Source organism: Saccharibacillus sp. WB 17 (assembly GCF_008634075.2).
Taxonomy (GTDB): Bacteria; Bacillota; Bacilli; order Paenibacillales; family Paenibacillaceae; genus Saccharibacillus; species Saccharibacillus brassicae.
Genome location: NZ_VPFK02000047.1, coordinates 136,026 through 149,360 on the forward strand (window position 1 = coordinate 136,026; position 13,335 = coordinate 149,360).

The window sequence follows — 13,335 nt, forward strand, 5'->3', positions numbered from 1 at the left end:
TAGCATGTCCGCAAGCGGCGGGCATCTTTGGACACCATTCGGACAAATCCGAACGAAAAAGAAGCCTTTCGCAAGGCTTCTCTCTATACAACGATTCGGTTCGGCCGGACTCGAACCTCCTATCCCGCCAACACGCCGCGGTTCCGTCCTTCCTGCTTGGCCTGATACAGCGCCCGGTCGGTGCATTCGATCAATTCGCCTTCCGCGAAGCGCGGATACAGGCCGATGCCGATCGAGATCGTAATCGCAATCAGGCGTCCGTCGGGCAGCAGGAACGGCGTCTGCTCGATCTGCCTGCGCAGCTTGTCGGCCTGGTCGATCGCCCGCTTCGCGTCGCACGGGCGGAGGATGACCGCGAATTCTTCGCCCCCTTTGCGCGAAGCGCAGCCGATCTTGCGTACATGCTCGCGGATCAGCTTGCCGAGCTGTTCGAGCACTGCATCGCCGGCCGGGTGGCCGTACGTGTCGTTCACTTTTTTGAAATGGTCGATATCGAGCAGCAGCAGCGCAAACGGGCTTTTGGAAGCGAGTGCCAGCCGGTATCTCGATTCGAATCCGCGCGAATTGTACAGCCCGGTCAGGAAATCGTGCTCGATATCCTGCTTGAGCGTATCCTGCATACGGCGCGTGCTGCGCAGATGAACGATCATCTGATACGTGAACACGCAGCTGGCTGTCTGCAGGGCGCCGAGCAGCGCGATAAGAGGCAGGGCCGAATCGCCCAGCCGGAACAGCAGCAGCCCGGCCGCAAGCAGCGTCGTGAATACGGAAGCGAGCGTCCACTGGAAGCGGAACGATCCCCGGACCAGAAACGCCGGCAGCACGAGCCCGACCGTCAGCAGCGTGGCAACGAGGCCGAGAATCGAAGCCGGTGTGAATCCCCCCGCGATCAGGACGCGGCCCGTACCGATCAGCGCCGCCGCGATGACGGCCGCCCACGGTCCGCCCACGCTCGCCGCGACCATGATCGACAGCTGGCGAAAATCGAGCAGCATGCCGTTGGGCATCTCGAAAGTAAAGATCAGCTGCAGGACGCCGAAAAAGCCCAAGCCTATGCCGTACATGACGTTGAGCAGCCACGGCTTGGGCTTCAACAGCGTGCGCAGCCTGCCGTATGCCATATCCCCGAAAAACAAAAAGGTGGACAGCAGGCAAAAGTTGATGAATAAGTCGCGAATCATGGTTGTTCCCTCTCTTTGCGCCGCCTGGATTTGGGCTTCTTTCTTACATATCGGAATCATTTGCCCGATTCTAAACGGTATTTCGCCAAAAATAGACGCCGAGCGGTTAAATCGTCCGGATTTTCGGTTAATTTGCGTGTAAGGGTTTTTTTGGCCCGCCCATGTTCCCTGACTTTTTCCGCGAAAGGAGTCTTTACCATGCCCGAAACCGAATCGTTTACTTCGCTGGAGACGTATTCCGACCTGCTGTGCAAAAGCCAATTCGGTAAACCTCCCGAGTCTACGGAAATTTATTCGAACGGACGCTGCGTCGTGTTCCTCCTGCATGGATTGATCGACGTGCACGACAGCCGGCTGCCCGATGACCCGGATGAACGGTACACGCATATCCATATCCTGCTGGACCAGTTCATCTACCCGTCGCTCAAGCCCAAAATCGAAGCGTCTTCGGACAAAAAGGTGTCCAATACGTTCATCGACTGGAAATCCGGCACGAACACGGCCATGATCGCTATCTTTTTCCATCCGGTCATCGAAGCGGTGCCCGAAGATTTGTACGCCGGCAAAGCCGACCTGCATCAGCAGGTGGACCTGGTGACGAGCAGCGTGCAAAAACCTCCGCTCGGCATCGAATCTTTTCGCATGGACGGACGCTTCGTCATGATTCTCCGTTACGGATTGATGATCAGCCTCGAAAAGCGTCTGGTCAAAAAAGGCTTCAACAACCAGCTGCGCGTGACGAAGCGGGAAGTGGAACTCGACAGCTTCCTCGAACAGCTGCCGATCGAGAAGCTGCTGAACCGCAAACTCAAAGCGGCGTATCTCGACTGGGCGTTCGAAGACGATATCAGCCTGCTGATGCTGGAGCTCGACGGGGACGTTCTATAGTCTTTCGCCAATAGTCCGAATCTTCGGACACGACAAAAAGCCCCGATGCTTCCCGCAAGGGAAACATCGGGGCTTTTCGCCGGAACGCCGGCCTCAAGCGTCCGCCGGGACCGCTGGAAGCCGCAGCGAATTACTGCTTCTCGGCTTCCATGTAATGCGCCGCGCAGAAAGCTTTCGTCTCTTCCAACTCGTCGTCTTCAAGATCGAATTCCAGCACTTTTTGCGTGCCGCGCTCGATGATCTCGTGCTTGATGATCCGTCTCTCTTCGCCGTTCACGCCGTACAGCACGCGCAGCCGGAGACCCTGCGGCGTATACAATTCGTCTTCTTCGTCCACTTCCATCTCCATCAGGAACTCGTAACGTTCCCCCTGCACGATTCCGAAAGCGTCTCTGATCTTCTCAACCGTATACTCCGTAAATTCCATTATTCATTCTCCTTTGCGGCGCTGACCGGCAGCAGGCTGCCGATTCTTTCGCGCACGTTCTGTTGTTGGATCGCTTGCCCGAAAATGCTGACGCGTCCGCTGTCCCCGCTCGTGCGGATCAGGCGGCCGATGCCCTGGCGAAGCCGGAGCAGCATGTGCGGCATGTCCACTTCGCCGAACGGATCGGCGGATTCGCGGCGCTTGGCCGCGAACACCGGATCGTTCGGAGGAAACGGAAGTTCCCAGACGATGACGTGATTCAGCGAATCGCCCGGCACGTCGAGGCCTTCCCACAGCGTGACCGCGCACAAGTTGACGTACGTTCCGTTCTGGAACTCGGAGATCAGGCGGCTGATCTCCGCATCGCCTTCGTACAGCATCGGGAATTCGGCGAACTCCGCGCGGGAGTCGGCTTCCGCGCGGAAAATGTCCAGCTCTTCCCGCGACGGGAACAGCAGCAGCGAGCCGCCTTCCCGGCGTCGGAGCGCTTCGAGCACGTAATCGGTCTTGGCCGCGACGGAAGTCTCCGTATGCAGCGAAGCGTTCATGCTGCGCTCGTAATCGTACGGCGAAGCGACGGAGAACGACAGATAGTCGCTCACGCCGAGGCTGTCCGCGATATAGTCGAACGACTGCTCCGCCGACAACGTGGCCGAGGAGAAGATGATCGGCATCTTTTTGGAAAAGACGCGCTCGTTCAGAATCTCCTTCACCTTCTTCGGCATCAGGACGAGCGTCAGGTCGCCGCTGTCGTCCTGCGTCCAGCAGATCAGCTGCTGCGGATTGCGGAACAGCGCAAGCGCCGTCTGCATCATTTCCAGATGTTCCTCGACGATGCGCAGCTGGTATTCGTCCAGGCTGAACATGCCGCTCTCGAACACGATCTCTTCCTCGATCGCGTCGACGGCGGCGCGGAACCGGTCCACGCCGGCCATCAGATCGTCGGCCAGTCGAAGTTCGCTCCGTTCCGAAGCCGGAACGGGCGTGCTGTAACGGGCGAGCAGCTCGAACAGGTCGTCGCTGCGCTCGATCGAACGTTCGACCGCAAGCGCCAGCGACTCGCGCACTTCGCCTTCGAGCAGCCGGACGACGATCGACTCGAATGCCGAATGCTTGAGCTTGTACGTCAGCGCGCTCTGGGCGGCCGTCTCCAGCAGATGGCCTTCGTCGAACACGACGGAGCTGTGCTCGGGCAGCAGCGGCAGCTGGCCTTCGCGCTTGCGCGCTTCGAACGTCCATACGTGCTCCATGTAGAAGTCGTGCGAGCAGACGATCAGGTCGGTCGCTTTGCGGTAATGGTCGCGCGACAGCGTCTGGCCGCAGCGGTGGCGGCGCGGGCAGATCAGGCAGTCCTGGAACACGTCCCAGCCGACCCGGTCCCACTGCTTGTCGTCAAGCTCGGGATAGTCTTTGCGGCTGCCGTACGGATAGAACGCCTGCAGCGTATCGGGGAAATGGACGAACGGCGGCAGTTCTTCGTAAATCTCCTGGAACACCTGCTCCTCCTCGCCCGCTCCGCGCACTTCTTCGAGCTTGTTGAGGCACAGGTATTGATCCTGCGATTTGCCGAGCCGCACGTCGATGTTGAGATCGAGGTACCGGGCGATCTTGGCGATATCGCCTTCCGGCTTCACAAGCTGCTCGATCAGTGATTCGTCGGCGCAGGCGATGACGGCCGGCTTGCGCGTATACCGGGCATGCAGCGCGGCGTACAGCAGGTAGACGAGCGTCTTGCCCGTTCCGACGCCCGCTTCGGCGAAAATCGTTCTTTTTTCTTTATAGGCACGCTCCAGCTGGAACGCCATGAAGATCTGTTCATCGCGCGTCTCAAAACCGGCTTCGGGCAAAATATCGTAAAAGACGTCCGCGATCCAATCGGAAGCTTGTTCCAAAAACGGAGCCGCGGGGTCGAACGCAAACGGATAAGTAGTCGTCAAAGCGGTAATAGCCTCCATTGAACTGACGGATTTGGCCGAAATTTGCTGCTCGGATTACAATAGAACAGGGCCACCCTTCATTATAACCGGAAAAACGTCTGTTGGCGAGGCCTGCTTTGATTTTTTTTGAAAAAACATGAAAATACGCAAATAAGCAAACAAACGGCAAAAACCGTTTCTCCGCGATCGGGGAAACGGTGGGTGGGTCCGGAAATCGGACGACCGCGGTCTTAACGGAAATCGCCCTGGCCCGAATGTTTGGCGATACGCTTGCTCTCCGCGTCGGCCGGCGCCTGCTTCGCGAGCAGCTCGTCGACCGTATCCCAGCGATGCCGGAATCGGGCCAGCCTCGGATGCGGGCGATCCGGCGCTTCGTCCAGCACGAGGCGGATCCGCACGATCCATTGTTCGAACGTGGCGAACGACGCGAAGCGGTTGGCGGTGTCGGCGGTCAGGTACAGAAACAGCGGCGACGGATATTTCTCCTCCGCGAAACGCAGCGCCGCTTCGAGCGGCGTATACTTTTTGCGTTTGCCGTCCCAGTTCTCCACCGTGACGCTGCGCAGGATCTGCTGATCGCGCCGCCATTCGTGCAGCCGGTCGCCTCGTTTGTAAAAAGCGCTGACGGCTTCGCCGGTAAGCCGCTTGACCGTCGCTTCGTGCAGCGGATACAGAACCAACTGCGCGAACGAACGGGCAAGCGCGACTTCGGCGGCCCGTTCCAGCTCCTCATCGGTAATCGTCTCGAACGAATCGTAGAACAGCAGCGTGCCCTTGACCGCTTGCCGGACAGGCTCGGCTCCGAACGGAATTTGATACGTTTGTCGACCCATGGACAGGCACTCCCTTCATATGGACAGTCAGGAAACGCAGGGTAGTCTCGGAACGCAGAACAGTCTCGGAAAAAAGTTTAAAAGTCCTTTCTTTTAAATAACCATAATCCGATGCCAAACGCAAACAGGGCGAAAAAAACCGAATAGATCACGAACGTTTGCGAAGGCGGACTGCCCCCGGTCAGAAAAGGAATCGTCTCCCCGGCGCCCTGCGTCAGCACGTACTGCATCCGGCGGTTCAGGCCGTCGGCCGGCATAAGCAGCGACAGCAGCGCCCCGGTGCGCGACAGCGTCTGTTCCACATGCGGCTCGACCGGCAGGAAGCCGCGCACTTTCTCCACCATGCCCCCGAGCCAGCCCGCGCCGTACAGCATCGTCATGAACACGCCGTTGCCGATGCCGGAGAACAGGCTCGATCCGAGCATCGACAAACTGACGAGCGTCGGCACGGTGCCTACGAACAGCAGCAGCGACGTGAAAATATCGCCGTAATCGCGCGTCATACCGGCATGGAAGGTCGTGATCAGCACCATGGCGGCAAACAGCAGCAGCGCATAGCCTCCGATCAGCGACACGTAGCCGATCCAGCGGCCGACGTACCACTTCCAGCGCGGAATCGGCCGGGTCAGCACCGATTGAAGCACGCCCTGCTCCGCTTCGCCCGAGATGACCGAAAACGAACTGAAAATGGCCAGAAAAGCGACGACGAAGCCGCCGAAAAAGAAGCCCAGCGACAAAATCGCGCTGCGGCGGGCGAACTGGCTGAGCAGATCGCCGCCGCTGCGGCTATCGAGCGCTACCGTATCCGCGATAAACCAGAACACGCCGAGAAACAGCGCGGTCAACACCAGCGTAATGAGCAGCATTTTGCGGCGCAGCATCTCCTGCCACGTCGCCTTGATGATCGTATTCATCGTTGTTCCCCCCTCTGGTCCCGTCCCGCTACCGCTTCAAGGAACCAGTCCTCCAGCTTCTCCCGGTGCATCGCGGATTCGTACAGCGTCATGCCCTGTTCCACGATCAGCAGGTTCAGCAGGCCGGCCTGCTCTTCCCCGTCCAGTTCCGCTTCCAGCCAGACCGGCGCTTCCCACGAAGTCGGGGCGGCGTCTTGCGGCTGCGCCATTCCGACGTTCAGGCGGCTCTCCTCGCGCAGCCAATCCAGCAGGACGGGCGAAAATCCGCCGACTTTGAATCGCCAGCGGATCTTCACCTTCAGCATGTCCGCAACCGTGCCACCGCGGATCATGTCGCCGTTCAGCATGAGCGCCATCCGGTCGCATACCGTTTCGACATCTTCCATCAAGTGGGAGTTAAGGAACAGCGTTTTGCCTCTTTTTTTCAATTCCAGCAGCAGTTCGCGCACTTCGCGCCGGCCGACCGGGTCCATCGCGGACGAAGGTTCGTCGAGAAACAGGATCTGCGGATCGCCGAGCAGCGCACACGCAAGTCCGAGCCGCTGCTGCATCCCTTTGGAGTACTGCTTGACCCGGTCCGATCCGCGTTTGCCGATTCCGACTTCATCCAGCCCGGCTCTGATCCGCTTGCGCGCTTCCTCGCCCCGCAGACCGAGCAGTCCGGCATGCATCTTCATCACTTCTTCGCCGCTCAGCCATTCGGGATACCGGTACAGCTCCGGCAGATAGCCGATATGGCGCCTGGCTTCAAGCGAGCCGATCGGACTCCCCAGCAGCGTGCCTGCTCCGCCGCTTGCGCGGACCAATCCGACAAGCGTTTTGACGAATGTGCTTTTGCCGGCTCCGTTGGGACCGAGGAAGCCGAAGGCTTCCCCTTGTCCGATACTCAACGTGATATTCCTGCAGCCGCGTCCGTTATCGTAAAGTTTGCTCAAATCCTGGGTTTGAATAGCAGGAAGGTCCGGGGTCACCACTGGGCAGTCAGTCCTTTCACGAAGTCGAGGAATCCCTCTTCGCCGCCCGGGAACGAATCATGCGCGTTAAATTCGAACAGCTGTCCGTTTTTCACCCAGAAAGCGGTCCGCGATCTTCCGGATTCGCTCTGGGCATACGTAACTTCCACACCCGAAAAATCGAGGCTCTGCGCTTGTCCGTCCGCGTACATCGGCAGCGGCAGACGTCCGTCCAATACGGCCGCCTGCTGCAAGCTTTCTCTCAGCTCTCCAGGCAGATAAGGGAAATTGATGACGGCATCCATCGTTTCTTCGACCGGGAAAGAAGGATCGAATTGGACGGTAGGCATTTCGGATTGAGTCAGTTGGGCCCATCCGTCGGCCGTTCCGAAGTTATACATGACCGAAGACGGATAAGTCAGCGTAATCGCTTTGCCGTCCGCTTCCTGCGGGAACAGATGCTCCGCGCCGAGTCGTTTCAAAGTCTCGTTTACTTCCGCCACATGCAGCTTCATTTCGGTCTTGCTGCCGAGGGAAGCGTTCAACGAGCCGGTCCGGCCCTGTACCGCCGTAATCGGCGCGTAGCCAAGACCCGCCCGGATCTCTTCCGCCGAGGCATCGGGGTCAAAGCCATTTTCCAGCGCCGTACTGACGAAGCTGCCGTACTTGTTGACAGACTCGCGGTTTTCGCCCGTTCCGTACACCATTTGCACCATGTTCTCCAGATCCGATTCCTGCACCAGCACGACGTCCTGCATCGTGAATTTGTTCAAAATGCCGGCCAGCGCCTGATTGCCCGCCGGCGTGACGGCCGTGACGATCACGGCTGCCGCGGCGGCTGCGGCCGCGAAGCGGACCACAAGCTTGCGGCGTCTGCGGTCTGCCGGAGAAGGTACCGGACGCGCGGCGTCGGTCGATGCGTCGGAGCCGGACGTGTGCGGCTGCGCGCCGTTTGGCGCTTCGGATGCCGCAAGCAGGGATGGAACCCGCTTCGCGTCCGGATCGTTCGCGGACTGCCCGTGCAGGGATCGATTGTCGTCGGTTGGCGCCGCGCCATTCGGGGCCGAAGCTTGAGCGGCCCGTTCCGTCCAGGTCGCCCAGGCCGGATTGACCGGTTCGTGCCGCAGCGATTCTTCCATTTTCATCCAGGCTTCATTCGCCAGATTCCGTTCGTTTTCGCGTTCGCCGGAGTTAAGCTTGTTCATGTTTCGTTTCCTCCCGAAAGTTCAAATGATCGTTCATGATTGTATACCTGCTATCCGTAATGCGCGATGCCCGCGCCTTCACCATTCCCATCCGCTGCTTTTGCCGGCGGCGCGCTTGCGCAGCTTGTCGGCCGCGCGGCTCAGCAGCGAGCCGACTCTCGGCGGGCTCACCCGCACTTCTTCGGCGATCTCCGCGTAGCTGTAACCGGAGTAGCGCAGCATAAGCACCTGCCGGTCGCGCTCGGGCAGTTCGCCGAGCAGCTCGTTGATCTGCTCCCGTTCTTCGCTGCGCACGAGCGCTTCTTCGCCGCTTTCCCAGGTGCGTTGACGGTCGAAGTATTGTTCTTCTTTTTCCTGCAGTTTGCGCTGCCGGACGAGCCGGTCCGTATTGTCGTACGCAATCCGGGTCAATACCCGGTGCAGCCAGGCGCCGATCACTCTCGGATCGTCCGGCGGATTGCGGTACAGCCGCAAAAACACTTCCTGCGCCAAATCTTCCGCCGTCGCCTCATCTTTGACGAGCGCGATCAGCTTCCGGCGTACGCCGGGGTAATATTCAAGGAATACCGCGCGAAACGCTTCGGATTCCGGTGCTAAATTGTCCATCGATGAACCTCCTTCGAAGTGCGGCCGCTCTTCATCGCCGTATATACACTGGAAAGACAGGGCAGGAACGGATTATGTATCAGCGCGCGGCAAAAAAAAGAAAACGGACGCAATTCTATCTGGAAAACACGGGAAATTCGCCGAAAATTCGAATTTGTCCGGCGTTCGCGGTAAAATATAACTTATCTTCCGACTATACAACGGCGCGCATCGGCGCGAAAGGAGCTTGTCCATGATTTATCGCGTGACTTATTTGTCCGACGGCCTTCGAGTGGCGGGCTACGTCGCCCTGCCGCCGGAATTGCAGGTGACCGCCCAGCAGATCCAGGCTTTCCTGCGCAGGGAATGCGGAGACGACGAACTGACGGCGCAGGCCGTCGCCTGCGTGCTGCCAAGCGCGGCCGAATCGGCCGAATCGGCGAAAAGTATTGAACCGGAGCGCCGGTATCCGGTATTCGTGTACTGCCGCGGCGGGATCGGCAGCGTGGGCCGGGTACGGCTCGACTGGCTGGCCGAGTTCGCTTCGTTCGGCCGGATCGTCGTCGCCCCGTGCTACCGGGGCGGCGAGAGCGGCGTCGGCCACGACCGTTTCGGCGGCGTCGATCTGGAAGATTCCCGCGTCGCCGTCCGGCTGGCGCAGGCGATTCCGTTCGCCGATCCGGCGCAGATCGCGGTCATGGGCTTCTCCCGCGGCTCGATCAACGGCACGGACGCCGCGATTCATGAAGGAGCTTCGCACCTGATCCTGTGGGGCGGATTGTCCGACCTCGGCCGGACTTACGAAGAACGGATCGACCTGCGCCGGATGCTGAAAAGGGTGCTGCAGGGCTCCGTCTACAAAATCCCCGAAACGTACGCGGAACGTTCGCCGATCCATATGGCGAGCCGGATTGCATGCCCGGTGCTGATCGTGCACGGTACCGAAGACCAACAGGTCGATTACGGCCATGCCCGGCGGATGTACGAAGAACTTCAGCGGCTCGGCAAACCGGCCGATTTGATTACGCTGGACGGACTCGGCCATCATATGCCGCAGCCGGTACGCATGGACGTGCTGGCGAAAATGTTCGCGTGGCTGGATCGCAGCAGCATGAACGGCAAGTGAACGACACAAAAAGGAACGGAAGCTCCGGGCTCCCGTTCCTTTTTGTGTCGGCCGCTTCAATCGGCTCCGCTCCCTTAATGCCCGCGCTGCGGCAGCAGCGTTCGCGGCGACGCGGCGTTCGCAATCCGCGCCGCGGCTTCCGTCAGCATGACGCCGCTGAGCTGCACGGCGAGCTGCACAGGCCCGGCAGGGACTTCCGCCCAGTCCGGACCGCACAATCCGGTATCCGCGTCGAGGCCCTGCCGCCACAGCAGCTCCGCGTTGTTACTAATAACGCGGCGCACCCGGTCAAGATCAGGCCGCTCTTCCAACAGCAGCACCAGGTAGCGGATCAGGATGCCTTTGAACAATCCCGTATCGTCGATGCCTTCGTCCGGCAGCTTGAGCGTCTCCGGCTCGCACAGCTGGTCGATGCACGCTTCGGCTGTGCGCAGCGCGTCTTCCAGATAGCGCGGCTCGCCCGTGCAGCGGTACAGTTCGACGCCCGCGCCGATCATGACGCCCTGACAGTACGTGAACTTCCAGTCGTAGTCGATCGCCCCGTCGCCGAGCCGGTTCATTCCGTCCCAGACGAAGCCCGTCTCCGGGTCGACCAGATGGTCGCGGTTCCAGGCGTAGGTCTCTTCGGCCCATTCCAGATCGCCTTCGTCGCCGCTCAACCGGTACAGCCGCGCCGCCAAAATGGCGGCCGGCGCGTTGGCCGGCGTGTTTTTATAGTCCAACTGGTCTTTTTTCCAAGCCATCCCGCCGCCGCAGAAATCGTTCCACGCCGTGCGGATATCCGCCCACAGTTCCAGCGCGTCCGCCTTGTAGCTGTCCTCGCCCGTGACTGAATAAGCGCGCAGCAGCGCCAGCGCCAACCATTCCATGTCGTCGTAATACTGGTGCAGGAACGTACCGCCGTTCGCCCGGCGCAGATTCCGGCTCAAGTCCGAGATCCGGCGCGCGTACCGCGCGTCGCCTGTCCGCTCCAGCGCGTCGACGAACGTGTCGATGACGTGCGCCTGCCACCAATAATAGAAGTTCTCGTTCGCGGGACCGGCGCCTGCCGGAAACCATTGGTTCAAAATGCCGGTCTCCCCGCTGCGATAACGGGCATACAGCCTCTCCTGAAACTCGTCCGCCCGACTGCCCCAACGATCCGCAGACGGCCGATGTTTCTGTTCGGCGCCGCCGCTATCCCGCGCGAACGTGTCCGCTCCGAACCGCGATTCCAGCCTCGCCGCGCTTTCGAACAGCATAACGCCGCTGAGCTGCGTGCACAGCTGCACGACCGGATCCTGCGGCCCCTGCCGCCAGTCCGGGCCGAACAGCGCCGCTTCGCCCCGGCGGCCCTGCGCCCAAAGCACGCGCGCATTGTGCCCGATCCACGTCGCGGCTTCGCGCAGACCGTCCGCCGCTTCGCCCGCGAACAGGGCTGCCTCCGCCGCATAGCGCGCAAGGATGCCTTTGAACAGTCCGGCATCGCCTCCGCCTTCCGCAGGCAGCACGCCGTCTTCGCCGGCCAGTTCCCCGCGCGCCGCAGCAAGCGTGCGCGCGGCGTCCGCGGCATACGCGCGGTCGCCCGTGCAGCGGTACAGCTCGACCGCCGCCCCGACGAACACGCCCTGGCAGTACGTGAACTGCCAGTCGTAGTCGATGGCTCCGTCGCCGGCACGGTTCATCCCGTCCCAGACGAATCCGGTCTCGGGATTCACGAGGTGCTCTTGCAGCCACACATAGATGCGGCGCGCCCAGTGCAGATCGTCTTCGCTGCCGAAAGCCCGGTACAGCCTCGCCGCGAGAATGACGGCGGGCGCGTTGGCCGGCGTATTTTTGTAGCCGGGCTGGTTTTTGTGCCAGGCGATGCCTCCGCGCATCTCTTCGTTCCAGCCGGTGCGAATATCCGCCCATAGTTGTAATACGGCGTGGCGGTACCGTTCTTCGCCTGTCGCTTCGTAGGCGCGCAGCCACGCCAGCGCCATCCATTCCATGTCGTCGTACAGCTCGTTCGGCCAGGCGCCGCCGTTGCGCGCCAGCACCCCTTCGTACAAATTGCCTAGCCGGCTTGCGTAGAACGGTTCGCCCGTCCGCTCGTAAGCGTCGATCAGCACGTCGGCCGCGTGCGCCATCCACCAGTAATGAAAGATCGTGTTGCAGGTCCCGCCGGGGCAGGGCGTCTCGATATCGTACATGGACAAGCCTTCGTTCCAGAACCGTTGTTCCAGCACGCGCTGCGCCTCGTCGGCCCGCCCTGCCCAGATTCCGCCTGTTTCCGTCATGATCGCGCTCCTCTCTCCTTCTTTTTCCGGAAAAGCGGCGTTCTCGTTTCCCTGTTACGGGTTTTCTTTTTCCAAGCCGAGCCGCCTTAATGCCCTAGCCTTTGATGCCGCTGAACGCGATCCCTTGAATGAAATAGCGCTGCAGCGCCAGGAACAGAATCAGGATCGGCAGGATCGCGACCAGCGCCCCGGCCATCATCGGTCCGTAATCGGTCTGGAAGTTGAACGAGAATGCCTGCAATCCCATTTGGATCGTCGCTTTGTCGGGATCGTTCAATACGATCATCGGCCACAGGAAGCTGTTCCAGCCCGCCTGGAAGGTGAAGATGCCGAGCGTCGCAAGCGCCGGCTTGGTCAGCGGCAGATAGATGCGCCAGAAGATGCGGAACTCGCCGCAGCCTTCGATTCTCGCCATCTCCATCATGTCCGACGGCAGCGCGAGGAAAAACTGCCGCATGAAGAACACGGCGAACGTGCCGGAAGCGCCCGGCAGAATAATGCCCCAGAACGAGTTCATCAGTCCCATGCCGCCGTCCCCGAACAAATCGTTGCCGCCCATGAGCGGAAAGTTGCGCAGCACGTACACGCTCGGAATCATCGTCACGATGCCCGGCACCATCATCGCCGCCAGCAGCAGGCGGAACATGCCGGAATTGCCTTTGAACTTCAGCTTGGCGAACGCGTAGCCGCTGAGCGAGCCGAAGAACAGATTCAGCACGACCCCGGTCGTCGCGAGGAAAAACGAATTCCAGAAATACAGCCCGAACGGCACGGTCGTGAACGCTTTGCGGTAATGATCGAGCGTGAACGACGTCGGAATCCATTGGATCGGCATGCTGAACATGTCTTCGTCCGGCTTGAACGACGTCATGACGCTCCAGTAGAACGGCAGGAACATGACGATCGCGATCAGGATGCCGACGACGTAGAAAGCGACTCCGTTCCATCTGCGCCGCGCCCGCGGACTGATCACATCCGACTTGCGCTTGCTTGAACCCGCACCTTGCCCTATCGCGGTCCCCATT

At 60.5% G+C, this 13,335-nt stretch carries 12 protein-coding genes; 2 read left to right on the top strand and 10 right to left on the bottom strand.

Features of this window, described 5'->3' with window-relative positions:
- Nucleotides 1-119: 119 nt before the first annotated feature.
- A complete protein-coding gene (locus tag FTE24_RS22490) occupies nt 120-1,181 on the bottom strand; it encodes a GGDEF domain-containing protein (protein WP_160441868.1) in 1,062 nt (353 codons plus the stop codon).
- 198 nt (nt 1,182-1,379) lie between these two features.
- Between FTE24_RS22490 and FTE24_RS22495 the strand changes: the two genes are divergently transcribed.
- The gene (locus FTE24_RS22495; RefSeq protein WP_150228628.1) at nt 1,380-2,069 is read left to right on the top strand and encodes a Na-translocating system protein MpsC family protein; all 690 of its coding nucleotides are present in this window, start codon (nt 1,380-1,382) and stop codon (nt 2,067-2,069) included.
- A 130-nt stretch (nt 2,070-2,199) separates the two neighbouring features.
- Here the strand turns inward: FTE24_RS22495 and FTE24_RS22500 are convergent, their stop codons facing one another.
- From FTE24_RS22500 to FTE24_RS22530, 7 genes are all read right to left on the bottom strand, one after another.
- Nucleotides 2,200-2,496, bottom strand: coding sequence for a DUF6509 family protein (locus FTE24_RS22500; RefSeq protein ID WP_141449573.1), 297 nt, complete (start codon nt 2,494-2,496; stop codon nt 2,200-2,202).
- The gene (locus tag FTE24_RS22505) at nt 2,496-4,451 is read right to left on the bottom strand and encodes an ATP-dependent DNA helicase (RefSeq protein WP_141449572.1); all 1,956 of its coding nucleotides are present in this window, start codon (nt 4,449-4,451) and stop codon (nt 2,496-2,498) included. The genes FTE24_RS22500 and FTE24_RS22505 overlap by 1 nt, the downstream gene beginning before the upstream one ends.
- Nucleotides 4,452-4,663: 212 nt before the next feature.
- A complete protein-coding gene (locus FTE24_RS22510) occupies nt 4,664-5,266 on the bottom strand; it encodes a hypothetical protein (RefSeq protein ID WP_150228626.1) in 603 nt (200 codons plus the stop codon).
- A gap of 77 nt (nt 5,267-5,343) precedes the next feature.
- On the bottom strand, nt 5,344-6,180 hold the full coding sequence (locus FTE24_RS22515) for an ABC transporter permease (protein WP_150228624.1): 837 nt from the start codon (nt 6,178-6,180) through the stop codon (nt 5,344-5,346).
- Entirely contained in the window at nt 6,177-7,151 is a 975-nt protein-coding gene (locus FTE24_RS22520; protein WP_150230615.1) for an ABC transporter ATP-binding protein, read from the bottom strand. The genes FTE24_RS22515 and FTE24_RS22520 overlap by 4 nt, the downstream gene beginning before the upstream one ends.
- The gene (locus tag FTE24_RS22525; protein ID WP_150228622.1) at nt 7,148-8,338 is read right to left on the bottom strand and encodes a hypothetical protein; all 1,191 of its coding nucleotides are present in this window, start codon (nt 8,336-8,338) and stop codon (nt 7,148-7,150) included. The genes FTE24_RS22520 and FTE24_RS22525 overlap by 4 nt, the downstream gene beginning before the upstream one ends.
- A 78-nt stretch (nt 8,339-8,416) precedes the next feature.
- Nucleotides 8,417-8,944, bottom strand: coding sequence for a sigma-70 family RNA polymerase sigma factor (locus tag FTE24_RS22530; protein WP_150228620.1), 528 nt, complete (start codon nt 8,942-8,944; stop codon nt 8,417-8,419).
- 232 nt (nt 8,945-9,176) lie between these two features.
- On the opposite strand from FTE24_RS22530, the gene FTE24_RS22535 reads away from it, so the two are divergent.
- A complete protein-coding gene (locus FTE24_RS22535) occupies nt 9,177-10,049 on the top strand; it encodes an alpha/beta hydrolase family protein (RefSeq protein ID WP_150228618.1) in 873 nt (290 codons plus the stop codon).
- 74 nt (nt 10,050-10,123) lie between these two features.
- Here FTE24_RS22535 and FTE24_RS22540 read toward each other — a convergent pair whose 3' ends face one another.
- Both FTE24_RS22540 and FTE24_RS22545 read right to left on the bottom strand, forming a co-directional pair.
- Nucleotides 10,124-12,310: a glycoside hydrolase family 76 protein gene (locus FTE24_RS22540; RefSeq protein ID WP_150228616.1), complete on the bottom strand. Its 2,187-nt coding sequence runs from the start codon at nt 12,308-12,310 to the stop codon at nt 10,124-10,126.
- Between the two features lie 94 nt (nt 12,311-12,404).
- The gene (locus tag FTE24_RS22545) at nt 12,405-13,334 is read right to left on the bottom strand and encodes a carbohydrate ABC transporter permease (protein ID WP_237401892.1); all 930 of its coding nucleotides are present in this window, start codon (nt 13,332-13,334) and stop codon (nt 12,405-12,407) included.
- Nucleotide 13,335: the final 1 nt, after the last annotated feature.

Excerpts from the sequence above, each read along its gene's own strand:
- FTE24_RS22510 (WP_150228626.1), bottom strand. The coding sequence starts at position 5,266 with ATGGGTCGACAAACGTATCAAATTCCGTTCGGAGCCGAGCCTGTCCGG.
- FTE24_RS22500 (WP_141449573.1), bottom strand. The coding sequence starts at position 2,496 with ATGGAATTTACGGAGTATACGGTTGAGAAGATCAGAGACGCTTTCGGA.
- FTE24_RS22540 (WP_150228616.1), bottom strand. The coding sequence starts at position 12,310 with ATGACGGAAACAGGCGGAATCTGGGCAGGGCGGGCCGACGAGGCGCAG.
- FTE24_RS22495 (WP_150228628.1), top strand. The coding sequence starts at position 1,380 with ATGCCCGAAACCGAATCGTTTACTTCGCTGGAGACGTATTCCGACCTG.
- FTE24_RS22525 (WP_150228622.1), bottom strand. The coding sequence starts at position 8,338 with ATGAACAAGCTTAACTCCGGCGAACGCGAAAACGAACGGAATCTGGCG.
- FTE24_RS22505 (WP_141449572.1), bottom strand. The coding sequence starts at position 4,451 with ATGGAGGCTATTACCGCTTTGACGACTACTTATCCGTTTGCGTTCGAC.
- FTE24_RS22545 (WP_237401892.1), bottom strand. The coding sequence starts at position 13,334 with ATGGGGACCGCGATAGGGCAAGGTGCGGGTTCAAGCAAGCGCAAGTCG.
- FTE24_RS22530 (WP_150228620.1), bottom strand. The coding sequence starts at position 8,944 with ATGGACAATTTAGCACCGGAATCCGAAGCGTTTCGCGCGGTATTCCTT.
- FTE24_RS22515 (WP_150228624.1), bottom strand. The coding sequence starts at position 6,180 with ATGAATACGATCATCAAGGCGACGTGGCAGGAGATGCTGCGCCGCAAA.
- FTE24_RS22490 (WP_160441868.1), bottom strand. The coding sequence starts at position 1,181 with ATGATTCGCGACTTATTCATCAACTTTTGCCTGCTGTCCACCTTTTTG.
- FTE24_RS22535 (WP_150228618.1), top strand. The coding sequence starts at position 9,177 with ATGATTTATCGCGTGACTTATTTGTCCGACGGCCTTCGAGTGGCGGGC.